The organism is Pseudomonas sp. IT-P294 (assembly GCF_949767865.1).
Taxonomy (GTDB): Bacteria; Pseudomonadota; Gammaproteobacteria; order Pseudomonadales; family Pseudomonadaceae; genus Aquipseudomonas.
In genome coordinates this window covers 43,757-61,597 of sequence record NZ_CATKQW010000004.1, presented here as the reverse complement: position 1 = coordinate 61,597, position 17,841 = coordinate 43,757, and the positions used below count along the sequence as shown (strand labels likewise).

Annotated in this window: 20 protein-coding genes; 11 read left to right on the top strand and 9 right to left on the bottom strand. The window is 59.9% G+C overall.

Annotation, left to right across the window (positions count from 1 at the left end; translation table 11 throughout):
• Nucleotides 1–25 precede the first annotated feature (25 nt).
• The 7 genes from ACM6I0_RS03625 to ACM6I0_RS03595 all read left to right on the top strand — a co-directional run bounded on the left by ACM6I0_RS03625 (nt 26) and on the right by ACM6I0_RS03595 (nt 7,731).
• Nucleotides 26–1,078 (top strand): Gfo/Idh/MocA family oxidoreductase, encoded by a 1,053-nt coding sequence (locus ACM6I0_RS03625; RefSeq protein ID WP_414921471.1) that lies wholly within the window; start codon nt 26–28, stop codon nt 1,076–1,078.
• A 149-nt stretch (nt 1,079–1,227) separates the two neighbouring features.
• Complete coding sequence (locus ACM6I0_RS03620; protein WP_285435846.1) at nt 1,228–2,154, top strand: sugar ABC transporter substrate-binding protein; 927 nt, start codon at nt 1,228–1,230, stop codon at nt 2,152–2,154.
• Between the two features lie 70 nt (nt 2,155–2,224).
• A complete protein-coding gene (locus ACM6I0_RS03615; protein WP_414921470.1) occupies nt 2,225–3,790 on the top strand; it encodes a sugar ABC transporter ATP-binding protein in 1,566 nt (521 codons plus the stop codon).
• 57 nt (nt 3,791–3,847) lie between these two features.
• Nucleotides 3,848–4,870 carry an ABC transporter permease gene (locus ACM6I0_RS03610; protein ID WP_414921469.1) on the top strand — a complete coding sequence of 341 codons (1,023 nt, stop codon included), beginning with the start codon at nt 3,848–3,850 and terminating at the stop codon, nt 4,868–4,870.
• Nucleotides 4,871–5,197: 327 nt separating this feature from the next.
• The gene (locus tag ACM6I0_RS03605) at nt 5,198–5,602 is read left to right on the top strand and encodes a TraR/DksA family transcriptional regulator (RefSeq protein WP_007907888.1); all 405 of its coding nucleotides are present in this window, start codon (nt 5,198–5,200) and stop codon (nt 5,600–5,602) included.
• 199 nt (nt 5,603–5,801) lie between these two features.
• A complete protein-coding gene (locus ACM6I0_RS03600; RefSeq protein ID WP_414921468.1) occupies nt 5,802–7,406 on the top strand; it encodes a methyl-accepting chemotaxis protein in 1,605 nt (534 codons plus the stop codon).
• Nucleotides 7,407–7,527: 121 nt separating this feature from the next.
• Nucleotides 7,528–7,731 (top strand): hypothetical protein, encoded by a 204-nt coding sequence (locus ACM6I0_RS03595; RefSeq protein WP_285435854.1) that lies wholly within the window; start codon nt 7,528–7,530, stop codon nt 7,729–7,731.
• A 9-nt stretch (nt 7,732–7,740) separates the two neighbouring features.
• On the opposite strand, the gene ACM6I0_RS03590 is transcribed toward ACM6I0_RS03595, so the two are convergent.
• From ACM6I0_RS03590 to ACM6I0_RS03580, 3 genes are all read right to left on the bottom strand, one after another.
• On the bottom strand, nt 7,741–7,980 hold the full coding sequence (locus ACM6I0_RS03590; RefSeq protein ID WP_084323168.1) for a DUF2789 domain-containing protein: 240 nt from the start codon (nt 7,978–7,980) through the stop codon (nt 7,741–7,743).
• A 131-nt stretch (nt 7,981–8,111) separates the two neighbouring features.
• Nucleotides 8,112–8,342: a hypothetical protein gene (locus ACM6I0_RS03585; RefSeq protein ID WP_414921467.1), complete on the bottom strand. Its 231-nt coding sequence runs from the start codon at nt 8,340–8,342 to the stop codon at nt 8,112–8,114.
• Between the two features lie 158 nt (nt 8,343–8,500).
• Nucleotides 8,501–8,689, bottom strand: coding sequence for a hypothetical protein (locus ACM6I0_RS03580; RefSeq protein WP_414921527.1), 189 nt, complete (start codon nt 8,687–8,689; stop codon nt 8,501–8,503).
• 471 nt (nt 8,690–9,160) lie between these two features.
• On the opposite strand from ACM6I0_RS03580, the gene ACM6I0_RS03575 reads away from it, so the two are divergent.
• The 4 genes from ACM6I0_RS03575 (at nt 9,161) to ACM6I0_RS03560 (ending at nt 11,528) form a co-directional block, all read left to right on the top strand.
• A complete protein-coding gene (locus ACM6I0_RS03575; RefSeq protein WP_090185257.1) occupies nt 9,161–9,631 on the top strand; it encodes a hypothetical protein in 471 nt (156 codons plus the stop codon).
• Nucleotides 9,631–9,834 carry a hypothetical protein gene (locus ACM6I0_RS03570; protein WP_414921466.1) on the top strand — a complete coding sequence of 68 codons (204 nt, stop codon included), beginning with the start codon at nt 9,631–9,633 and terminating at the stop codon, nt 9,832–9,834. Before ACM6I0_RS03575 ends, ACM6I0_RS03570 begins: the two co-directional genes overlap by 1 nt.
• A gap of 116 nt (nt 9,835–9,950) precedes the next feature.
• Nucleotides 9,951–10,970 carry an ABC transporter substrate-binding protein gene (locus tag ACM6I0_RS03565; RefSeq protein WP_414921465.1) on the top strand — a complete coding sequence of 340 codons (1,020 nt, stop codon included), beginning with the start codon at nt 9,951–9,953 and terminating at the stop codon, nt 10,968–10,970.
• 120 nt (nt 10,971–11,090) lie between these two features.
• Nucleotides 11,091–11,528: a DUF3995 domain-containing protein gene (locus ACM6I0_RS03560; protein ID WP_285435860.1), complete on the top strand. Its 438-nt coding sequence runs from the start codon at nt 11,091–11,093 to the stop codon at nt 11,526–11,528.
• A 27-nt stretch (nt 11,529–11,555) separates the two neighbouring features.
• On the opposite strand, the gene ACM6I0_RS03555 is transcribed toward ACM6I0_RS03560, so the two are convergent.
• From ACM6I0_RS03555 to ACM6I0_RS03530, 6 genes are read right to left on the bottom strand one after another with little or no spacing between them, the layout of a single operon-like run.
• Nucleotides 11,556–11,918, bottom strand: coding sequence for a Na+/H+ antiporter subunit G (locus ACM6I0_RS03555; protein WP_414921464.1), 363 nt, complete (start codon nt 11,916–11,918; stop codon nt 11,556–11,558).
• Nucleotides 11,915–12,193, bottom strand: a complete 279-nt coding sequence (locus tag ACM6I0_RS03550; RefSeq protein WP_222587271.1) for a K+/H+ antiporter subunit F — start codon at nt 12,191–12,193, stop codon at nt 11,915–11,917. Before ACM6I0_RS03550 ends, ACM6I0_RS03555 begins: the two co-directional genes overlap by 4 nt.
• Entirely contained in the window at nt 12,190–12,678 is a 489-nt protein-coding gene (locus tag ACM6I0_RS03545; RefSeq protein WP_285435864.1) for a Na+/H+ antiporter subunit E, read from the bottom strand. Before ACM6I0_RS03545 ends, ACM6I0_RS03550 begins: the two co-directional genes overlap by 4 nt.
• Nucleotides 12,675–14,360 (bottom strand): monovalent cation/H+ antiporter subunit D, encoded by a 1,686-nt coding sequence (locus tag ACM6I0_RS03540; RefSeq protein ID WP_414921463.1) that lies wholly within the window; start codon nt 14,358–14,360, stop codon nt 12,675–12,677. The genes ACM6I0_RS03545 and ACM6I0_RS03540 overlap by 4 nt, the downstream gene beginning before the upstream one ends.
• On the bottom strand, nt 14,357–14,701 hold the full coding sequence (locus ACM6I0_RS03535) for a Na+/H+ antiporter subunit C (RefSeq protein ID WP_007986256.1): 345 nt from the start codon (nt 14,699–14,701) through the stop codon (nt 14,357–14,359). Before ACM6I0_RS03535 ends, ACM6I0_RS03540 begins: the two co-directional genes overlap by 4 nt.
• Nucleotides 14,701–17,619, bottom strand: a complete 2,919-nt coding sequence (locus ACM6I0_RS03530) for a monovalent cation/H+ antiporter subunit A (protein ID WP_414921462.1) — start codon at nt 17,617–17,619, stop codon at nt 14,701–14,703. Before ACM6I0_RS03530 ends, ACM6I0_RS03535 begins: the two co-directional genes overlap by 1 nt.
• Between the last annotated feature and the right edge of the window lie 222 nt (nt 17,620–17,841).

Below are 17,841 nucleotides of genomic sequence, written 5' to 3'. Positions count from 1 at the left end.
TAGAACAATAAGAAGGAATACACACATGCGTATCGGACTTGTCGGTTACGGCCATGGCGGCCGGTTTTTCCATGCTCCGCTGATCAGCAGCCTGCCGACCGCGAAGTTTGTCGGCGTGGTCACCCGTTCACCGGAGCGCCGACAGCTGCTGGCGACCGAGCACCCTGGCGTGCCGGCCTTCGACAGCATTGGCCAGCTGGTCGAGGCCGGCGTTGATGTGCTGGTGATTTCCACTCCACTCAAGGGTCGCCCGGCGCTGGTGCTCGACGGCATCGAACATGGCGTGGCGGTGGTCAGTGACAAACCCTTCGCCGCCGATGCGCAACAGGCACAGACCCTGATCACCATGGCCGAGCGCCAGGGCGTGCGGCTCAGCGTCTACCAGAACCGGCGTTGGGATTCGGACTTCCTCACCGTGCGCAAACTCATCGAGTCCGGCGCGTTGGGCCAGGTCACCCGTTTCGAATCGCGAATCGAGCGTTACGCCCCGCAAGCCGTGAACAACGGCAGTGGCGGCGGCTTTCTTCGTGATTTGGGCAGCCATCTGGTGGACCAGGCGCTGCAACTGTTTGGCCCGGTCACGCGGGTCTACGCCGAACTGGACTACCTGGAAAAAGACCAGGTGTTCGATAACGGCTTCTTTATGTCCCTGACCCATGCCAGCGGCGTCACCTCGCACCTGGGCGGCAGTTGCCTGCAAAACACCCCCGGGCCGCGTTTCCGCGTTACCGGCACCCAGGGTTGCTACAGCGTCGACGGGCTGGACGGGCAGGAGGCCTCGGCGCTGGCCGGGCTCTCGCCAAAATCCGAAGGCGAACGCTGGGGCGTCGAGGAGCATCGGCGCTGGGGCTGGTTCGAACAGGGCGAAGTGCGCGAGCGGGTACCCTCCGAACGCGGCTGCTGGCAGCAGTTCTATTTACAGCTACAAACCGCGTTACAGAGCGGTGGCCCACTGCCGGTCGAGGCCCGTGATGCACTGGCGACCACCCGCGTTCTGGACGCGGCGCGATTGAGTGCAGAGCGCCAGCAAGTGGTGGTTTTGGGGCAGTTTGATCACCGTGGAATAAAATCAGAATAAAATTCTAAAATGAGTTGATATAGAAATAATATTCCAATAAAGTCGTTTCCAGCGACCTGCCTCTCGCTCGTTTTCATCGCTTGCCCGCTTACTGAAAAATCGTCCCGCCTTATCCATAAAACCAACAAGAATGTGGAGAAAGACTTTTCATGAAGACCCAGATCCGTTTCGCCTCGCTTGCCTTGTCCCTGATGTTCGCCAGCGGCGCGGCACTCGCCGACATGAAGATCGGTGTCAGCATGTCCCAGTTCGATGACACCTGGTTGACCTACCTGCGCGAGTCCATGGACAAGAAAGCCAAGGCATATCCCGAGGGCGTAAAGCTGCAATTCGAAGACGCTCGCAGTGACGTGGTCAAGCAACTGAGCCAGGTCGAAAGCTTCATCAGCCAGAAGGTTGATGCCATTGTGGTCAATCCGGTGGATACCGCCGCCACCAAAAAAATCACTGAAGCGGCGGTCAAGGCCGGCATCCCGCTGGTCTATGTCAACCGCCGCCCGGATGACCTGAAGCTGCCCAAAGGCGTGGTCACGGTAGCCTCCAACGACCTGGAGGCCGGTGAAATGCAGATGCAGTACCTGGCCGACAAAATGGGCGGCAAGGGTGACATCGTGATTCTGCTCGGCGACCTCGCGAACAACTCCACCACCAACCGCACCAAAGGCGTTAAAGAGGTGCTGGCCAAGTACCCGAACATCAAGATCGAGCAAGAGCAGACAGGGATCTGGCTGCGCGACAAAGGCATGACCCTGGTCAACGACTGGCTGACCCAGGGCCGCAAGTTCGATGCGGTCGTGGCCAACAACGATGAAATGGCCATCGGTGCCGCAATGGCCCTGCAACAGGCCGGCGTCGACAAGGGCAGTGTGCTGATCGCCGGTGTCGACGGCACGCCGGATGGCTTGAACGCCATCAAGAAGGGCAGCATGGCGGTGTCGGTGTTCCAGGACGCCAAAGGTCAGGCGGACGGTTCAATCGATACCGCCGTGAAAATGGCCAGGAACGAGCCGGTTGAGCAGGCCGTCTGGGTCCCGTATCGCTTGATCACCCCGCAAAACGTCGACACGTTCAAATAGCCCGTCCGTTCAATAACAACAATAAGTACGCAAGGTTGCCACGGCGACCTTGCTGATGGAGTACCTGATCATGTTCGCTTCAGCGACTGCTTCGAGCACCCCGTTGGTGGGTATCCAGCCAACCGCAACACCTGTCGATGAGCCGTACCTGCTGGAGATCATCAACGTCAGCAAGGGTTTTCCCGGTGTGGTGGCCTTGTCCGATGTACAGCTTCGGGTGCGCCCCGGTTCCGTGCTGGCCCTGATGGGTGAGAACGGTGCGGGCAAATCGACGCTGATGAAAATCATCGCCGGCATCTACCAGCCGGACGCCGGTGAAATTCGCCTGCGGGGCAAACCGGTGGTCTTCGAAACGCCACTGGCGGCGCTGCAAGCCGGGATCGCGATGATCCACCAGGAACTCAACCTGATGCCGCACATGAGCATCGCCGAAAACATCTGGATCGGCCGCGAGCAGCTCAACGGCCTGCACATGATCGACCACCGCAAAATGCACCGCTGCACCGCCCAGTTGCTGGAGCGTCTGCGGATCAACCTTGATCCCGAAGAGCAGGTTGGCAACCTGAGCATTGCCGAGCGGCAGATGGTCGAGATTGCGAAGGCGGTGTCCTACGACTCCGACATCCTGATCATGGACGAACCGACCTCGGCGATCACCGACAAGGAAGTCGCCCACCTGTTCTCGATCATTGCCGACCTCAAGCGCCAGGGCAAAGGCATCATCTACATCACCCACAAAATGAATGAAGTGTTCAGCATCGCCGATGAAGTGGCGGTGTTTCGTGACGGCGCCTACATCGGCCTGCAACGGGCCGACAGCATGGACGGCGACAGCCTGATATCGATGATGGTCGGTCGCGAACTGAGCCAGTTGTTCCCGGTGCGCGAGAAGCCGATCGGCGATCTGCTGCTGTCGGTGCGCGACCTCAAGCTGGACGGTATTTTCAAAGACGTCTCTTTCGACCTGCATGCGGGCGAGATTCTCGGGATCGCCGGGTTGATGGGCTCGGGCCGCACCAATGTCGCCGAAGCGATTTTCGGCATTACCCCAAGCGATGGCGGCGAGATTCGCCTCGATGGCGAAGTGGTGCGCATCAGCGATCCGCACCTGGCCATCGAGAAGGGCTTCGCCTTGCTCACCGAGGATCGCAAGCTCAGCGGCCTGTTCCCGTGTCTGTCGGTCCTGGAAAACATGGAGATGGCCGTGCTGCCGCATTACGCCGGACATGGCTTTATCCAACAGAAAGCCCTGCGTGCGCTGTGCGAAGACATGTGCAAGAAGCTGCGGGTCAAAACCCCTTCGCTGGAACAGTGCATCGACACCTTGTCCGGCGGCAATCAGCAGAAAGCCTTGCTGGCGCGTTGGCTGATGACCAACCCGCGAATCCTGATTCTCGACGAGCCGACTCGCGGCATCGATGTCGGGGCCAAGGCCGAGATCTACCGGCTGATTTCCTGCCTCGCCAGCGAAGGCATGGCGGTGATCATGATTTCCTCGGAGCTGCCGGAAGTGCTGGGCATGAGCGACCGGGTGATGGTCATGCACGAGGGCGACCTGATGGGCACCCTCGACCGCAGCGAAGCGACCCAGGAGCGGGTCATGCAATTGGCCTCGGGCCTGTCCTTGGTTCACTAATTGATGCCGGTGGTGACGATGGTCACGGCTGGCTACGCAAGAGAAGGGTGAGTGTTTATGAACGCGATACTGGAAAACAAGCCAGCAACGGCACCGATCAAAAGTCGCCGGCGCTTCCCGACCGAGCTGAGCATTTTCCTGGTGCTGATCGGCATCGGCCTGGTCTTTGAGGTGTTCGGCTGGATCGTGCGCGACCAAAGCTTCCTGATGAACTCCCAGCGCCTGGTGCTGATGATCCTGCAAGTGTCGATCATCGGTCTGCTGGCCATCGGCGTGACGCAGGTGATCATCACCACCGGGATCGACCTTTCTTCCGGCTCGGTGCTGGCGTTGTCGGCGATGATCGCGGCCAGCCTGGCACAGACCTCGGACTTTGCCCGGGCGGTGTTTCCGTCGTTGACGGACTTGCCGGTGTGGATTCCGGTCATCGCCGGGCTTGGGGTGGGGCTGTTGGCGGGGGCAATCAACGGCAGCATCATTGCCATCACCGGCATTCCACCGTTCATTGCCACCCTCGGCATGATGGTGTCGGCGCGGGGCCTGGCACGGTTCTACACCGAGGGCCAGCCGGTGAGCATGCTGTCGGATTCCTACACGGCGATCGGGCACGGTGCGATGCCGGTGATCATCTTCCTGGTCGTGGCGGTGATCTTTCACATCGCTCTGCGTTACACCAAGTACGGCAAGTACACCTACGCCATCGGCGGCAACATGCAGGCGGCGCGTACCTCGGGGATCAACGTCAAGCGGCATCTGGTCATCGTCTACAGCATCGCCGGCTTGCTGGCCGGCCTGGCAGGTGTGGTGGCTTCAGCGCGCGCCGCGACCGGGCAGGCCGGGATGGGCATGTCGTATGAACTGGATGCGATTGCCGCTGCGGTCATCGGCGGCACGAGCCTGGCCGGTGGCGTAGGGCGCATCACCGGCACGGTGATCGGTGCGCTGATTCTCGGGGTGATGGCCAGCGGGTTTACCTTTGTCGGGGTCGATGCGTATATTCAGGACATCATCAAGGGACTGATTATTGTGGTGGCGGTCGTCATCGACCAGTACCGCAACAAGCGTAAACTCAAGCGCTGAAGCCGAACGAAACAGCAACATGCGCCACGCCTGACCCGCGTGGCGCAGCCGTTTGTCTTCTATATACAGCCGCTTGATTGAATTTCTTGCTATAAACGCACTCCGATAACCACCGCAAAGACTGCTATAAAGCACTTTCGTGGCTTTGTCGGACGAATTCGCTGTCTTTTCAGTTGCTGAGGCCTCAAGTCGGCCTTAGACTGCCGCCCCTCGTAAATTGAGTGCCGGGTGGCGCTTGGAATAAATGGCGCCTTTCCGATGGCCAGACCTGGTCAGCCGGAACGCTCCCTAATTCGCCTTAATGCACGTTTTTTTATAGAGATATCAATGACAAAGGACAAGTTGCTGGCCATGCCGGCGGATGACTACATGAATGCCGAGCAACATGCTTTTTTCTCCGAGCTGTTGCAGAACATGAAAGTCGAAACCCATGAGCGCATCGAACAGAATCGCATCGCCATCGAGAGCCTGGACACTCCAGCCGATCCGGCCGACGCTGCTTCTGTCGAAGAAGAGCGCACCTGGCTGGTGAACGCGATCGATCGCGACCAGCGCATGCTGCCTCAGTTGGAACAGGCTCTGGAACGCATCAAAGAAGACAGCTTCGGCTGGTGCGATGACAGCGGCGAGGCCATTGGCCTCAAGCGCTTGCTGATCAGCCCGACCACCAAGTACTGCATCGAAGCTCAAGAGCGTCACGAACAGATCGACAAGCACCAGCGTCAGGCCTGATTTCGTAACGCCCCGCATCGCGGGCAAGCCTTGTTCCTGAAGGAACGACGCTTGCCCGCGATGCTTTTTTTCGTCTGCGAAAAACTCGCGTCCTTCTATTGATCTGCTGCAAGGCCCACTACTAATGGACCATAGATAATGGCCCACTAGTGGCGTTTAATGCAGTCACAACAATTAGAAGCTCCACGGGGTGACGAAGATGACGAGAGACGGATCTCTGGTTGGGCATGTGCCTGCACCAGTACTTGCGCCAAAAAACCTTTGGCTGACGCCGACTTTGCAAAGCATCGCCCTGGTGCTGTTGCTCTGTGGCATGACCTTGGGCGGCGCTTCGCTTTACATCAGTCTGCCGGTGGCCGTGCTGATCGTCTGGCTGCCACGCTTGCGTACGCGCGCCGTCGTCGATTCAACCCCAGCCGATAGCTCAAGCGCCATTGCCGAGCTGACCCGCGACCTTTCCTACACCACCAGTCACAACGCGTTGTCCGCCGCTGGCGTGGCCTATTCGGTCAAGCAACTGGCCGAGAGGGTCCAGTCGCAACTCGATGCGGCCAAGCGGATCGTCAGCAACGCCGAAGTGATGATTTCCACCGAACAAGCCACCTCGACACTCAGTCGAGAAGCCTTGAACGCTGCCAGCCAGGCCCACCAGAGCAGTGCGGCCGGGCGTACGGAATTGATCGAATCGATCTCCCGCATGCATCAGCTCAGCCAGCGCGCCAGCAACAGCCGTGAGCTGATCGAAGCCTTGAGTGTGCGCAGCGACGACATTCAACGGGTCACGCTGGTGATTCAATCCATCGCCAGCCAGACCAACCTGCTGGCCTTGAACGCCGCCATTGAAGCGGCCCGGGCCGGGGAACACGGACGCGGGTTTGCGGTGGTGGCCGATGAGGTGCGTGGCCTGGCGGCGCGCACGGCGACCGCGACCGGCGAAGTCGGGGAGATGGTCGCCGATATCCAGCAACGCACAGCGCAAGTGGTGGAGCAGATCCGGCAACTGTCCAGCGATCTCGACACTGGCGTCCAGCAGGTCGAGCACACCGGTCAGCATCTGGAGAACATTGCGCGCCTGGCCGCAGGCGTCGAGCACCAGGTCGCAGAAATCGCTCGGGGGACCGACACCAACCGTGAACAACTCGACAGCCTGTTTCACGCCATCGAACAGATGCGCAGCGACCTGGCGGTCAGCGACCAACAGACCCAGCGTCTGGCTCAGGCGGCGGTGCAAATGGAGGGGCAAGCCGAAACCATCAGCGAGCGCCTCGCCGAAGTCGGGCTGGATGACTATCACCAAAGGATTTATGACCTGGCTCGCGAAGGCGCAAGTCAGATCACTGCGCGCTTTGAGGCGGATATCGACGAGGGCCGGATCAGTCTCGACGACTTGTTTGATCGCAACTATCAAGCGATCCCCAACACCAACCCGGCCAAGTTTCAGACGCGCTTCGACCGCTACACCGATCAGGTTTTGCCGGCCATTCAGGAACCGTTGTTGCCGCGCCACGACGGGCTGGTGTTTGCCATCGCCTGCACTCAGCAAGGTTATGTGCCGACCCATAACAAGGCATTCAGCCTGCCGCTGACCGGTGATGCGCAGGTCGATACCTTGCAGAACCGCACCAAGCGCAAGTTCGCCGACCGCACCGGCATTCGCTGTGGCAGCCATCAACAGCCTGTGTTGTTGCAAACCTATACCCGAGACACGGGTGAACTGATGCACGACCTCTCGGTGCCGATCATGCTCAAGGGCCGACACTGGGGCGGATTGCGATTGGGCTACAAGCCGCAGAGTGCTCGCTGAACGGCTGACCATTGTTACGGGATTGGCAACGAAGCTGTGCAGGCTCATTGCTGTTTCCACGCGAATGAACTCATTAACATACCTGCATAGTTAGGTTGCTAATGAAATTCGAGAGGTCAGCATGCACAGTAAAGTCGATGTCGCCGTCATGATTGGCAGCGGTGTACCCGCCTATTTGCGTGCGATGGGGCAGAGCGTTTGTTGGGTCGTGTTGCTCAATGGCGAGCGCCGGGGGACGGTGTATTGCAGCCGCGATGAAGCCGAGGAGTGCAAGGCTGCCTGGCTGGCGCAATTGAACGCCGTAGCACCTGGCAGCCTGCATTGACCGTGCGGGTCAGTGAACCTGGTGCATGCGCAGGTTCAGGTCGTCGACCACCCGCGCCCAATCGGCGTCTTCTCGCAATTGCTCTTTGAGGAAGCCAGCTTGTTGTGGGGTCCAGAACTCGGCGTCGATGAGTTTCTTGTCATCAGCCAAAGGGGAATGGCTGGCGATGAAGTCATCGATGGCTTTCTCGCTGGAATCAAGGCCGAGCTGGTCGAACAAGCCCTTCAAGTCGTGTGTAGGTGAATCCATTGTCATCTCCTTGCGTGTCGCGTCGAATGCGATATCTGAGTGCGGCTTCATTGCATCTGAGGGGGCCGCGCGTCAGGAGTTCGAAAGCGATGGTGGAAAGCAGGAGAGAGCATAGACTGCAAATCTGAGGATCAGGCGTTCAATGCACCGTTGTCGACAGCAGTTTTCAGGGCCTGTGCAGCTTCCTTTGCGGCAACGTCGGCGACATCCGAGGTTTTGAACCAGCGATCTTTCTCGACCTGGTGATACGTCACAGCGGTCAACGGTGGTTTGGCGCGCATGACAATGACAGCCTGGAATTCGCCTTCGACCTCTCTGGCTTCGCCCCGGATAAAAAATTCACCGATATCAAATTCCGTCACGTAGCTGCCTTCCCTTGGAAATTTTCTGTTGTGTTGAACGCCGTCCGCCCTGGGGACGGATTTCATTGGTCGGGCAGTATGGCAGTTGTTGCCTGTCGACGGCTGAGTTAAGTCATCGGTGTGACGAAACGTCTATGGCAATCAAACCCTGGAATTCGTCAACCGCGTGACTCGAGCACGCGGGCAAGGGCACAGGCTGCGTTATGGCTGGCGCGGAAACCTCTGACGCGGCCGGTGGCCGTTTCCTTGATATGAAAGAACGCGCTCCCTGCCAATACGACCTGAAATTGCGGAATTCGGAGGCTTTCAGACGCATACGCATGGGGCTGAAAGTCCACCGCAAGCATCGAGCGAGCGCTATCGTTGTGTCGTGCCATGGGGATGGCGAAGTGAGTCATGGTGCACATAAGAAGTCCTTTTCCTTGTTTTGCCGACGTGCGTACGTCGTTATGGGTAGTCTCAATGAGCATGGCTGCTCTAGAATCGCCATCACTGTCCGGCGGATGGCGTTCATCTAAAGCAATTTTTTGCTGGCGATATGTCGGAAAAGTGCTTTTTTTAAAGAGTTTTTTCCTTAAAGTTGGTAATCCGGTTTCCTCTGGCGGCAAGAAGGGCTTTTTCCTTCAACTTCTGACGACTTTCACAGAGGACGGCGCGAGTGATATTCCAGTAGTCTCACTGACCTCGCGACGCCTGAGCGCTACGCTCAGCTCAGGATTTCAACCCGGGCCTCATGGCAACACCTTCGGCATGGCCGCTTTTTTCTGCTGTGCGCTTTTTCTGCGTGCGGCATCATTTTCAAATGTGGGGATGTTTCCTTGGCAGTAAGTAATCTCGATATGCATGCTTTGTTCGTGCTGGGTGATTTGCGCGCAAAGCTGGTTAAACAGTTCCAGTCACGTTTCGTTTACATCACCGAACAAAACGCTGAAGGCATTTACATCGCCGAACTCGACACTGAAGAAGCGCTGGTGGTCGATGACAAACCAGGGCTCAAGCTCAAGGTTGGCGATCACTTCAGCGCCTCTGTGCTGCCCAGTCGTGAAGGCGGCAAGCTCGACATCAAGTTCCGCGAAATCAAACTGACGGTGTATGGCCTGGGTGATTACGCCTTTGTCACCACAGCAGATGGTCATGGGATCGTGTTCAAGGAAGGTCATAGCGTCGTCATGGTCTTCGCCGCCCACCAACAGCTGCAGGAAGGCCTGACCAAGACCCTGAAGGCTGTGACCGCCAAAGCCGCCAAGTGGCGCAAGGGCGAACTGGTGACGTTCAAGGCCAGCGAGTAATGACCCTGACCCGCGCCGATTTCCACCAGCAAAACCAGGCCAGTGCATGCGTCGAAGCCCGGCGATTGTTCGAACACAAGGCGATTCTGCAGGGAGCCTGGCTGAGTTGGGTGGCGTCACAGATATACGCGCTGCGTCCGGCGGCCTACGCCAGCATGGTAAGAAGAGAGCTGGCGCGGTTGCAGGAAACTTCCGAAAATTAATTCGTGCCCCTCGAAAGCAGGAACCTCTACTACAGTCAGATGACTGAGTATTCAGAGGCTTGCGGTCTTCTGTCAGGCCATCCTGCTAATGCTGTGAAAGCACGAGGTGCAAAGGCATGAAAGGATTTCGACGGTTGTGGGTCGCTACCCTGGCCACGTTTGTAGTGTTGAGTTCACCTGCTCCGGTATCCGCCGCGGCGCAGGCGCCGATTCATTTCGCCGATCTGAACTGGGAAAGCGGCAGTCTGATCACCGATATCCTGCGGATCATCGTCGAGAAGGGCTACGGCTTGTCGACCGACACGTTGCCCGGGACCACCATCACCCTGGAAACCGCACTGGCCAACAATGACATTCAGGTCATTGGCGAAGAATGGGCCGGACGCAGCCCGGTCTGGGTCAAAGCCGAGGCTGAAGGCAAGGTCGCGAGCCTGGGTGATACGGTCAAAGGTGCCACCGAGGGCTGGTGGGTGCCCGAGTATGTGATCAAGGGCGACCCGGCCAAGGGCATCAAGCCGCTGGCGCCAGGCTTGCGCAGTGTCAGTGACCTGCCCAAGTACAAGGATGTGTTCAGTGATCCGGAAAGTCCGGGCAAGGGGCGCTTCCTCAACAGCCCGATTGGCTGGACGTCGGAAGTGGTCAACAAGCAGAAACTCACGGCGTATGGCCTGAACGACAGCTATGTGAATTTCCGCAGCGGTTCGGGGGCGGCGCTGGATGCCGAGATCAGTTCATCGATTCGTCGCGGCAAGCCGGTGCTGTTTTACTATTGGTCACCGACGCCTTTGCTCGGCCGCTACAAGCTGATTCAGCTGGAGGAACCGCCCTTTGATGCCGAAGCGTGGAAAACCCTGACCGACGCTGACAACCCCAATCCAAAACCGACGCGCTCGCTGCCCTCGAAGCTGTCGATTGGTGTGTCCACGCCATTTCAGAAACAGTATCCGCAGATCGCTGAATTCTTCAGCAAAGTCGATTTGCCGATTGATCCGTTGAACAAGGCCCTGGCGCAGATGAGCGAAAAACACACCCCGCCACGTCAAGCGGCCGAGGCGTTCATGAAGGCACACCCCGATGTGTGGCAAGCCTGGGTGCCCAAGGATGTCGCGGATAAAGTCGCTGCCGGGTTGAAGTGATACAGACGTTTGGCAAATGCCTCATTGGCCAGGTCATGTACCCGGCCAATGACGAATGTCCTTACAAAAACGTTCAAGGAGGTCCATCCTCCTGCGACATTTTACGTTGGATGTCTGAATATGAGCTTGATGATTGCGCAATGGATCGCTGCCATCTTCCTGTTGATCAGCTTGATCCACCTGTATTGGGCGGCGGGTGGCACGTTGGGTAGCGAGGCGGCGGTGCCACGCGTGCCCGGGGAGGGCGGGGGGGAATCAAAGCCTGCCTTCAAGCCTTCTGGATTTGCCACGCTACTGGTGGCGGTCGGGTTGCTGCTGATCGCGATGCTGGTGTGCCTGCGGGTCGGCCTGTATTTGCCCACGGTGCAGCACTGGTCGCTGCAATGGGTGATCAGCGCGATTGCGATGCTGATGTTCGCCCGGGCAATCGGCGATTCGAATCTGATGGGGTTCTTCAAGCAGGTCAAGGGCTCGAAGTTTGCCCGACTCGACACCTGGGCTTACTCGCCATTGTGTGTGGTGCTGGGAGCCGGGTTGTTGGCTGTTGCCTGGATGTGAGCTGAGGTAATGCAACAGTAAAAGCGTCTAGCTCCCGCTTTCGGTGCGCCGGCTACTCACTTCAGCCGGCACATCGTCCCCTGACATACGCTTGCGAAACAGCGCCGCCCGCGCCAGCAGCAATGTGGTGACCGGAACCGTGATCGACAACAGAATCGGAATCAGCCAGGCGTGCAGCACGGGCGCGGATTTGAGCGCCGAAAAGTAGACGATCGAGGCCAGGGCCACGCACCATGCGCCCAGCGTCGAGGCCAGTGCTGGCGGGTGCATGCGCTGAAAGTAGTCCTTCATCCGCACCAGGCCAATCGCCCCGATCAGCGCGAACAGGCTGCTGAGCACCAACAGGATCGCCACTGGAATTTCCACCCACAGGGACAGTTGAGCAGTCATTCGATCACCTCGCCACGCAGCAGGAATTTGGCCAGGGCAAACGAGCCGACGAAGCCGAACAGGGCGATCAGCAGCGCCGCCTCGAAATACGTGTCACTGGCATAACGAATGCCCAGCGTCAGCATCATCAGCATGGCGATGATGTACAGGTAGTCCAGGGCCAGAACCCGGTCCTGGGCCGAAGGCCCTTTGAACAGCCGGATCAAGGTCAGGATCATCGCCAGGGAAAAGATGAACAGGCTCAGCAGGACCGCGTTCGACAGTAATTCGCTCATTCGAAGATCTCCATCAAGGGGCGCTCATAGGTCGCCTTGAAATGCTCGATAAACAGCGCTTCATCCTCCAGATCAAATACGTGCAGCAACAGGATGCTGCGGTCCAGCGCCAGTTCCGACCAGACCGTGCCGGGAACCACCGTGCAGATCATCGACAACGCGGCCAGGCCATTGGCGTCGCGCAACGAAAGCGGCACCTTGACGAACTGCGAGCGGGGCGCACGACGCCCGGCGTTGAGCACGCCCCAGGCCACGGCGAGGTTGGACACCACCACATCACGGCCCACCAGCAGGAACAAACGCACAATCACACCGGGCCGACGAATGCGGATCGGTAGCGGCCGCAGTTTGCGCATCATCAGCGGCGCACAGAACCCGAGCATCGCGCCCAACAACAGATTGCCGGGGCTCAGCGACAGGTTCAGCAGCAGCCACAACAGCCACAGCGCCAGCGACAGCCATGGAGCAGGCAACAGACGCTTCATGGCTGCACCTCCAGCATCGCCGCCCGGGATTCGGGGCTCGGCACCGCGCGCGTGCCCAACACCGCCATGACGTATTGCTGCGGGTTGTTCAAGGCATCGGCAGCGGCCTGGGTGTAGCGCAACAGCGGTTCGGCCTTGAAGGTCAGGGCAACGCTGAGCCCCAGCAGCACGATGATCGGCACGCATTCGAAGCGGCGCAGCAAGGGCGATGGCCGTTCCTGAGGCGTCCAGAAGCGCTGGATGCCCACGCGCGCGAAGGCAATCAGCGACGCCAGTCCGGACAGGATCAACAACGCCAGCAACCCCCACGCCGCGTTCGACACCGGTTCGTCAACGCCATTGCCCAGGCCCGACGGATTGAGCAGGGCGCTGAGCAGGCCAAGCTTGCCGATAAAGCCCGAAAGCGGCGGCATGCCGATGATCAGCAACGCACAGGCAATAAAGCTCAAGCCGAGGAACGCCATCGTCCAGGGAATCACCTGGCCCACCACGGCTTTCTGTTCGTCGTCCAGGTTGATGCCCTTGGGCGGTTGCAGGGATTCCATGGGGCGGGGCAGCAGGTCGCCGTCGTCGAACAGCGGCATTTCATTGGCAGAGCGTGAGCGCTCGATCAACTCGGACAACAGGAACAGCGCACTCAATGCCAAGGTCGAGCTGACCAGATAGAACAGCGCCGCGCCGATCAGGTTCGGTTGGGCGAAACCGATGGCCGACAGCAGAATCCCCGCCGACACCAGAATGCTCAGGCTGGCCATGCGTTCCAGCCGCTGTGCCGCGAGGATCGCGATGCCCGCGCAGACGATGGTTGCCATGCCGCCGTAGATCAGCCAGTCGCCGCCGAAATACGCCGAGGCGCCGGCCTGCCCCGAGAACAGCAGCGTCCACAGGCGCAGCAAGGTGTAGACGCCGACCTTGGTCATGATCGCGAACATCGCCGCCACCGGCGCGCTGGCCGCGGAATAGGCGGGCACCAGCCAGAAGTTCAGCGGCCACATCCCGGCCTTGGCCAGGAACGCTACCGCGAGAATCCCCGCGCCGGCATGCAACAGTCCGCGATCGGCTTGCGGGACCAGCGGGATTTTCAGCGCCAGGTCGGCCATGTTCAAGGTGCCGGTGACGCCATAGATCAACGCCGCGCCGATCAGGAACAGCGACGAAGCCAGTAGATTGATCGAGATGTAATGCAGCCCCGACGACACCCGCGCCCGACCCGAACCATGGAGCATCAGGCCGTAGGACGCCGCCAGCAGCACTTCGAAAAACACGAACAGGTTGAACAGATCCGCCGTCAGGAACGCGCCATAAAGGCCCATCATCTGAATCTGGAACAGCGCATGGAAACTCGAACCGGCTCCGTCCCAGCGGGCCATCGCGAACAGCAGGGCGCTGACGCCGATGATCCCGGTCAGCACCAGCATCAATGCCGACAGGCGATCAACCACCAGCACCAGGCCGAACGGCACCTGCCAGTTACCCGGCAGGTAAACACCGATGGAGCCGGGCACACCGGTGGACTGTGTCCATTGCAGCAGCGCCACGGAAATCCCCAGGCCCAGCAGGCTGGAGAACAGATTGATCTTGGCCTTCAGCGGGCGATGTTTTTCGCCCAGCATCAGCATGATGGCGGCGGTCAGCAGCGGCAGCAGAATCGGTGCGGCGATCAGGTGCGTCATCGCATTCATTCTTTAGGCTCCCGGCCATCGACATGGTCGGTCCCGGTCAAACCGCGAGAGGCCAGCAGCACCACCAGAAACAGCGCGGTCATGGCGAAGCTGATCACGATGGCGGTCAGCACCAGCGCTTGCGGCAGAGGGTCGGTGTAATGCAGCAAGTCCTGCGGCACGCCGTCCTTGATGATCGGCTCCTTGCCGATGAACAGGCTGCCCATACTGAAAATGAACAGGTTGACGCCGTAGGACAGCAGACACAGGCCCATCACCACCTGGAATGTCCGTGGCCGCAGGATCAGCCAGACGCCGGACGCGGCCAGAACGCCGATGGCGATTGCGATGACTTCTTCCATCAGACGGCTCCTTTGCTGGCGACGGACTTGGGCAGGGCCGCAGTTTTGTGGCCCCGTACCGATTGGTGAGCGATGGCGGTGAGGATCAACAGCGTCGAACCGACCACCACGGCGTACACGCCGATGTCGAAGAACAACGCGCTGGCGATATGTATGTCACCCAGCACCGGCAGGTCGACATGCCAGGTGTGGGTGGTCAGGAACGGATACCCGACTGCCATCGCCCCAAGCCCGGTGACCGTGGCGAACAGCAGTCCGGTGCCCATCCAGCGCAGCGGTCGCAGGCTCATTTGCGCCTCGACCCACTGGGTGCCGGCGACCATGTATTGCAGGATGAACGCCACGGACATCACCAGTCCGGCGACAAAACCGCCGCCCGGTTGATTGTGCCCGCGCATGAACAGGTAGACCGACACCACCAGCGCAATCGGCAACAGCAAGCGCACCAGCACCGCTGGCACCATCATGAAACCGAGCGCGGTGTCGCTGGCGTGACGCGGGTTGACCAGGTCGGTGACGACATCGGGTGCCAGCAAGCGCTGTTGGGCCGGCAGTTGCAGGCTTTCCTTGGGCGGGCGGAAGCGTCGCAGCAGCGCGAACACCGTCAGGGCCACGGCCACCAGCACGGTGATTTCACCGAGGGTGTCGAAGCCGCGGAAGTCCACCAGCATCACATTGACCACGTTGCTGCCACCGCCTTCGGGCAGGGCGCGGCTGAGGTAGAACGAGGAAATGTCGTTGGGGGTCTGGCGCGTCAACATCGCGTAGGCCAGCAACGCCATGCCGCCGCCGACCACGGTCGACAGCAGCAAGTCGCGTATCCGCCGGATGCGCGCTCTGCGAAGGCTGCCCGGCAGCGGCGAAACCTCTTCAATACGTCGTGGTAGCCAGCGCAGGCCCAGCAAGATCAGCACGGTGGTCACCACCTCGACCACCAATTGCGTCAAGGCCAGGTCCGGCGCCGAGAACCAGACGAACGTGATACAGGTCATCAGGCCGCAGACGCTGACCATGGTCAGGGCCGCGAGCCGGTGATATTTGGCCTGCCACGCCGCGCCGAGGGCACAGGCAATCGCCAGCAGCCAGAGAATCACAAACACGATCGAGCCCGGAATCTTCGGCCGCTCGCCCCAGCTCAGACTGCTGTGGAGCATTGGGATCAACCCGGCCAATACGGCGACGAGCACCATCAGGAACAACTGCGCTTGCAGGCGGCGCGTGCTGATCCGCCGCTCCAGGCGACGGGCCAGGCGCATCATGATCACCAGACCGCGCTCGAACAGGCGCTTGCCGTTGAAACCGCCAATGAACGGCGGGTATTTGAACCGTCCGCGCTTGAGCTGATTGCGCAACAGCAGGTACAGCACGATGCCGCCGGACATGGCGATCAGGCTCATGATCATCGGCGCGTTCCAGCCGTGCCAGATCGCCAGGCTGTATTCCGGCAGGGTGCCGCCCACCACGGGCAGGGCGGCGGCGGCCAGCAATGAGCCGACCACTTGCGCGGGGAAAATCCCGACGATCAGGCAGGTGAACACCAGCAATTCCACGGGCGCGCGCATCCAGCGCGGCGGCTCGTGCGGGGTGTGTGGCAGGTTGGTGGCGGTCGGGCCGAAGAACACGTCGACCGTGAAGCGCAGGGAGTAGGCGACGCTGAACGTACCGGCGATGGTCGCGACAATCGGCAAGGTCATCTCGACCCAGGCGGTGGCGTTGATGAACACGGTTTCGGCGAAGAACATCTCTTTGGAGAGGAAGCCGTTGAGCAAAGGTACGCCGGCCATCGAGGCGCTGGCGACCATGGCCAGGGTCGCGGTAAATGGAATCAGCTTGATCAGGCCGCTGAGCTTGCGAATGTCGCGGGTGCCGCTTTCGTGGTCGATGATCCCGGCGGCCATGAACAGCGACGCCTTGAAGGTGGCGTGGTTGAGGATGTGGAACACGGCGGCCACGGCGGCCAGCGGACTGTTCAGGCCCAGCAGCAGCGTGATCAGGCCGAGGTGGCTGATGGTCGAGTAAGCCAGCAGACCCTTGAGGTCGTTCTGGAACATCGCGCAATACGCGCCGAGCAACAACGTACACGCGCCGGCACCGCTGACGATGTAGAACCATTCTTCACTGCCGGACAGCGACGGCCATAGTCGTGCGAGCAGGAACACCCCGGCCTTGACCATGGTTGCCGAGTGCAGATAGGCCGAGACCGGTGTCGGCGCCGCCATCGCGTGGGGCAGCCAGAAGTGGAAGGGGAATTGCGCGCTTTTGCTCAGGGCGCCGATCAAAATCAGGGGCAGCAGGATGGGGTAGAGAGGGTGCGCGCGAATCAGATCGCCAGCGGCCAGGACCTTGTCCAGGTCATAGCTGCCGACCACATGGCCGAGCAGCATGACCCCCGCCAGCAGGCACAAACCGCCTGCGCCCGTGACCATCAACGCCATGTAGGCGCCGCGTCGCGCATCGGCGCGGTGATGCCAATAGCCGATCAACAGGAACGAAAAGAGACTGGTCAGCTCCCAGAAAAATACGATCTGTATCAGGTTGCCGGAGATCACCAGCCCGAGCATCGCGCCCATGAACGCCAGGAAAAACGCGAAGAACCGTGGCACCGGATCGTCGGGCGACATGTAATAGCGGGCGTATAAAGAAACCAGCGTGCCGATGCCCAGCACCAGCAACGAGAACAGCCAGGCGAAGCCGTCCATGCGCAGGACGAAGTTCAGGCCGAGGCTGGGTAACCAGAAAAATTCTTCACGTATCACGCCGCCATCGGCAATCTGCGGGTACAAGAGGGCCACCTGGAGGGTGCCAATCAAAGCAACCAGACCCGCCAGCAAGGATTCGGTGTTACGCGCGTTGTGTGGCAGCAAAGCCGCCAGACAGCTGCCGATAAAAGGCAGAAGCAGTAGAACTATCAGGGACATAGGCTTCTAATCTGCGGAAGTTTGTGAAGCATCATACGTGCCAGCTCCCCGATCACCAAACGCCAAGCTGTCGCAGAATCCTACAAGGTAGACGGAATTTTCCTGATTCACATTGTTTCGGAGGCGTGATTTCAGCAGGTCCGGCCCCATCGAGGGCTTGCCCGCGAAAGCAATCTTTCAAACACCGCAGATTAGATCGTTCCCACGCTCTGCGTGGGAATG

What these genes read in the sequence shown, in the direction of transcription:
- ACM6I0_RS03625 (WP_414921471.1), top strand. Translation starts at nt 26, where the DNA reads ATGCGTATCGGACTTGTCGGTTACGGCCATGGCGGCCGGTTTTTCCAT.
- ACM6I0_RS03620 (WP_285435846.1), top strand. Translation starts at nt 1,228, where the DNA reads ATGAAGACCCAGATCCGTTTCGCCTCGCTTGCCTTGTCCCTGATGTTC.
- ACM6I0_RS03615 (WP_414921470.1), top strand. Translation starts at nt 2,225, where the DNA reads ATGTTCGCTTCAGCGACTGCTTCGAGCACCCCGTTGGTGGGTATCCAG.
- ACM6I0_RS03610 (WP_414921469.1), top strand. Translation starts at nt 3,848, where the DNA reads ATGAACGCGATACTGGAAAACAAGCCAGCAACGGCACCGATCAAAAGT.
- ACM6I0_RS03605 (WP_007907888.1), top strand. Translation starts at nt 5,198, where the DNA reads ATGACAAAGGACAAGTTGCTGGCCATGCCGGCGGATGACTACATGAAT.
- ACM6I0_RS03600 (WP_414921468.1), top strand. Translation starts at nt 5,802, where the DNA reads ATGACGAGAGACGGATCTCTGGTTGGGCATGTGCCTGCACCAGTACTT.
- ACM6I0_RS03595 (WP_285435854.1), top strand. Translation starts at nt 7,528, where the DNA reads ATGCACAGTAAAGTCGATGTCGCCGTCATGATTGGCAGCGGTGTACCC.
- ACM6I0_RS03590 (WP_084323168.1), bottom strand. Translation starts at nt 7,980, where the DNA reads ATGGATTCACCTACACACGACTTGAAGGGCTTGTTCGACCAGCTCGGC.
- ACM6I0_RS03580 (WP_414921527.1), bottom strand. Translation starts at nt 8,689, where the DNA reads ATGCTTGCGGTGGACTTTCAGCCCCATGCGTATGCGTCTGAAAGCCTC.
- ACM6I0_RS03570 (WP_414921466.1), top strand. Translation starts at nt 9,631, where the DNA reads ATGACCCTGACCCGCGCCGATTTCCACCAGCAAAACCAGGCCAGTGCA.
- ACM6I0_RS03565 (WP_414921465.1), top strand. Translation starts at nt 9,951, where the DNA reads ATGAAAGGATTTCGACGGTTGTGGGTCGCTACCCTGGCCACGTTTGTA.
- ACM6I0_RS03560 (WP_285435860.1), top strand. Translation starts at nt 11,091, where the DNA reads ATGAGCTTGATGATTGCGCAATGGATCGCTGCCATCTTCCTGTTGATC.
- ACM6I0_RS03555 (WP_414921464.1), bottom strand. Translation starts at nt 11,918, where the DNA reads ATGACTGCTCAACTGTCCCTGTGGGTGGAAATTCCAGTGGCGATCCTG.
- ACM6I0_RS03550 (WP_222587271.1), bottom strand. Translation starts at nt 12,193, where the DNA reads ATGAGCGAATTACTGTCGAACGCGGTCCTGCTGAGCCTGTTCATCTTT.
- ACM6I0_RS03545 (WP_285435864.1), bottom strand. Translation starts at nt 12,678, where the DNA reads ATGAAGCGTCTGTTGCCTGCTCCATGGCTGTCGCTGGCGCTGTGGCTG.
- ACM6I0_RS03540 (WP_414921463.1), bottom strand. Translation starts at nt 14,360, where the DNA reads ATGAATGCGATGACGCACCTGATCGCCGCACCGATTCTGCTGCCGCTG.
- ACM6I0_RS03535 (WP_007986256.1), bottom strand. Translation starts at nt 14,701, where the DNA reads ATGGAAGAAGTCATCGCAATCGCCATCGGCGTTCTGGCCGCGTCCGGC.
- ACM6I0_RS03530 (WP_414921462.1), bottom strand. Translation starts at nt 17,619, where the DNA reads ATGTCCCTGATAGTTCTACTGCTTCTGCCTTTTATCGGCAGCTGTCTG.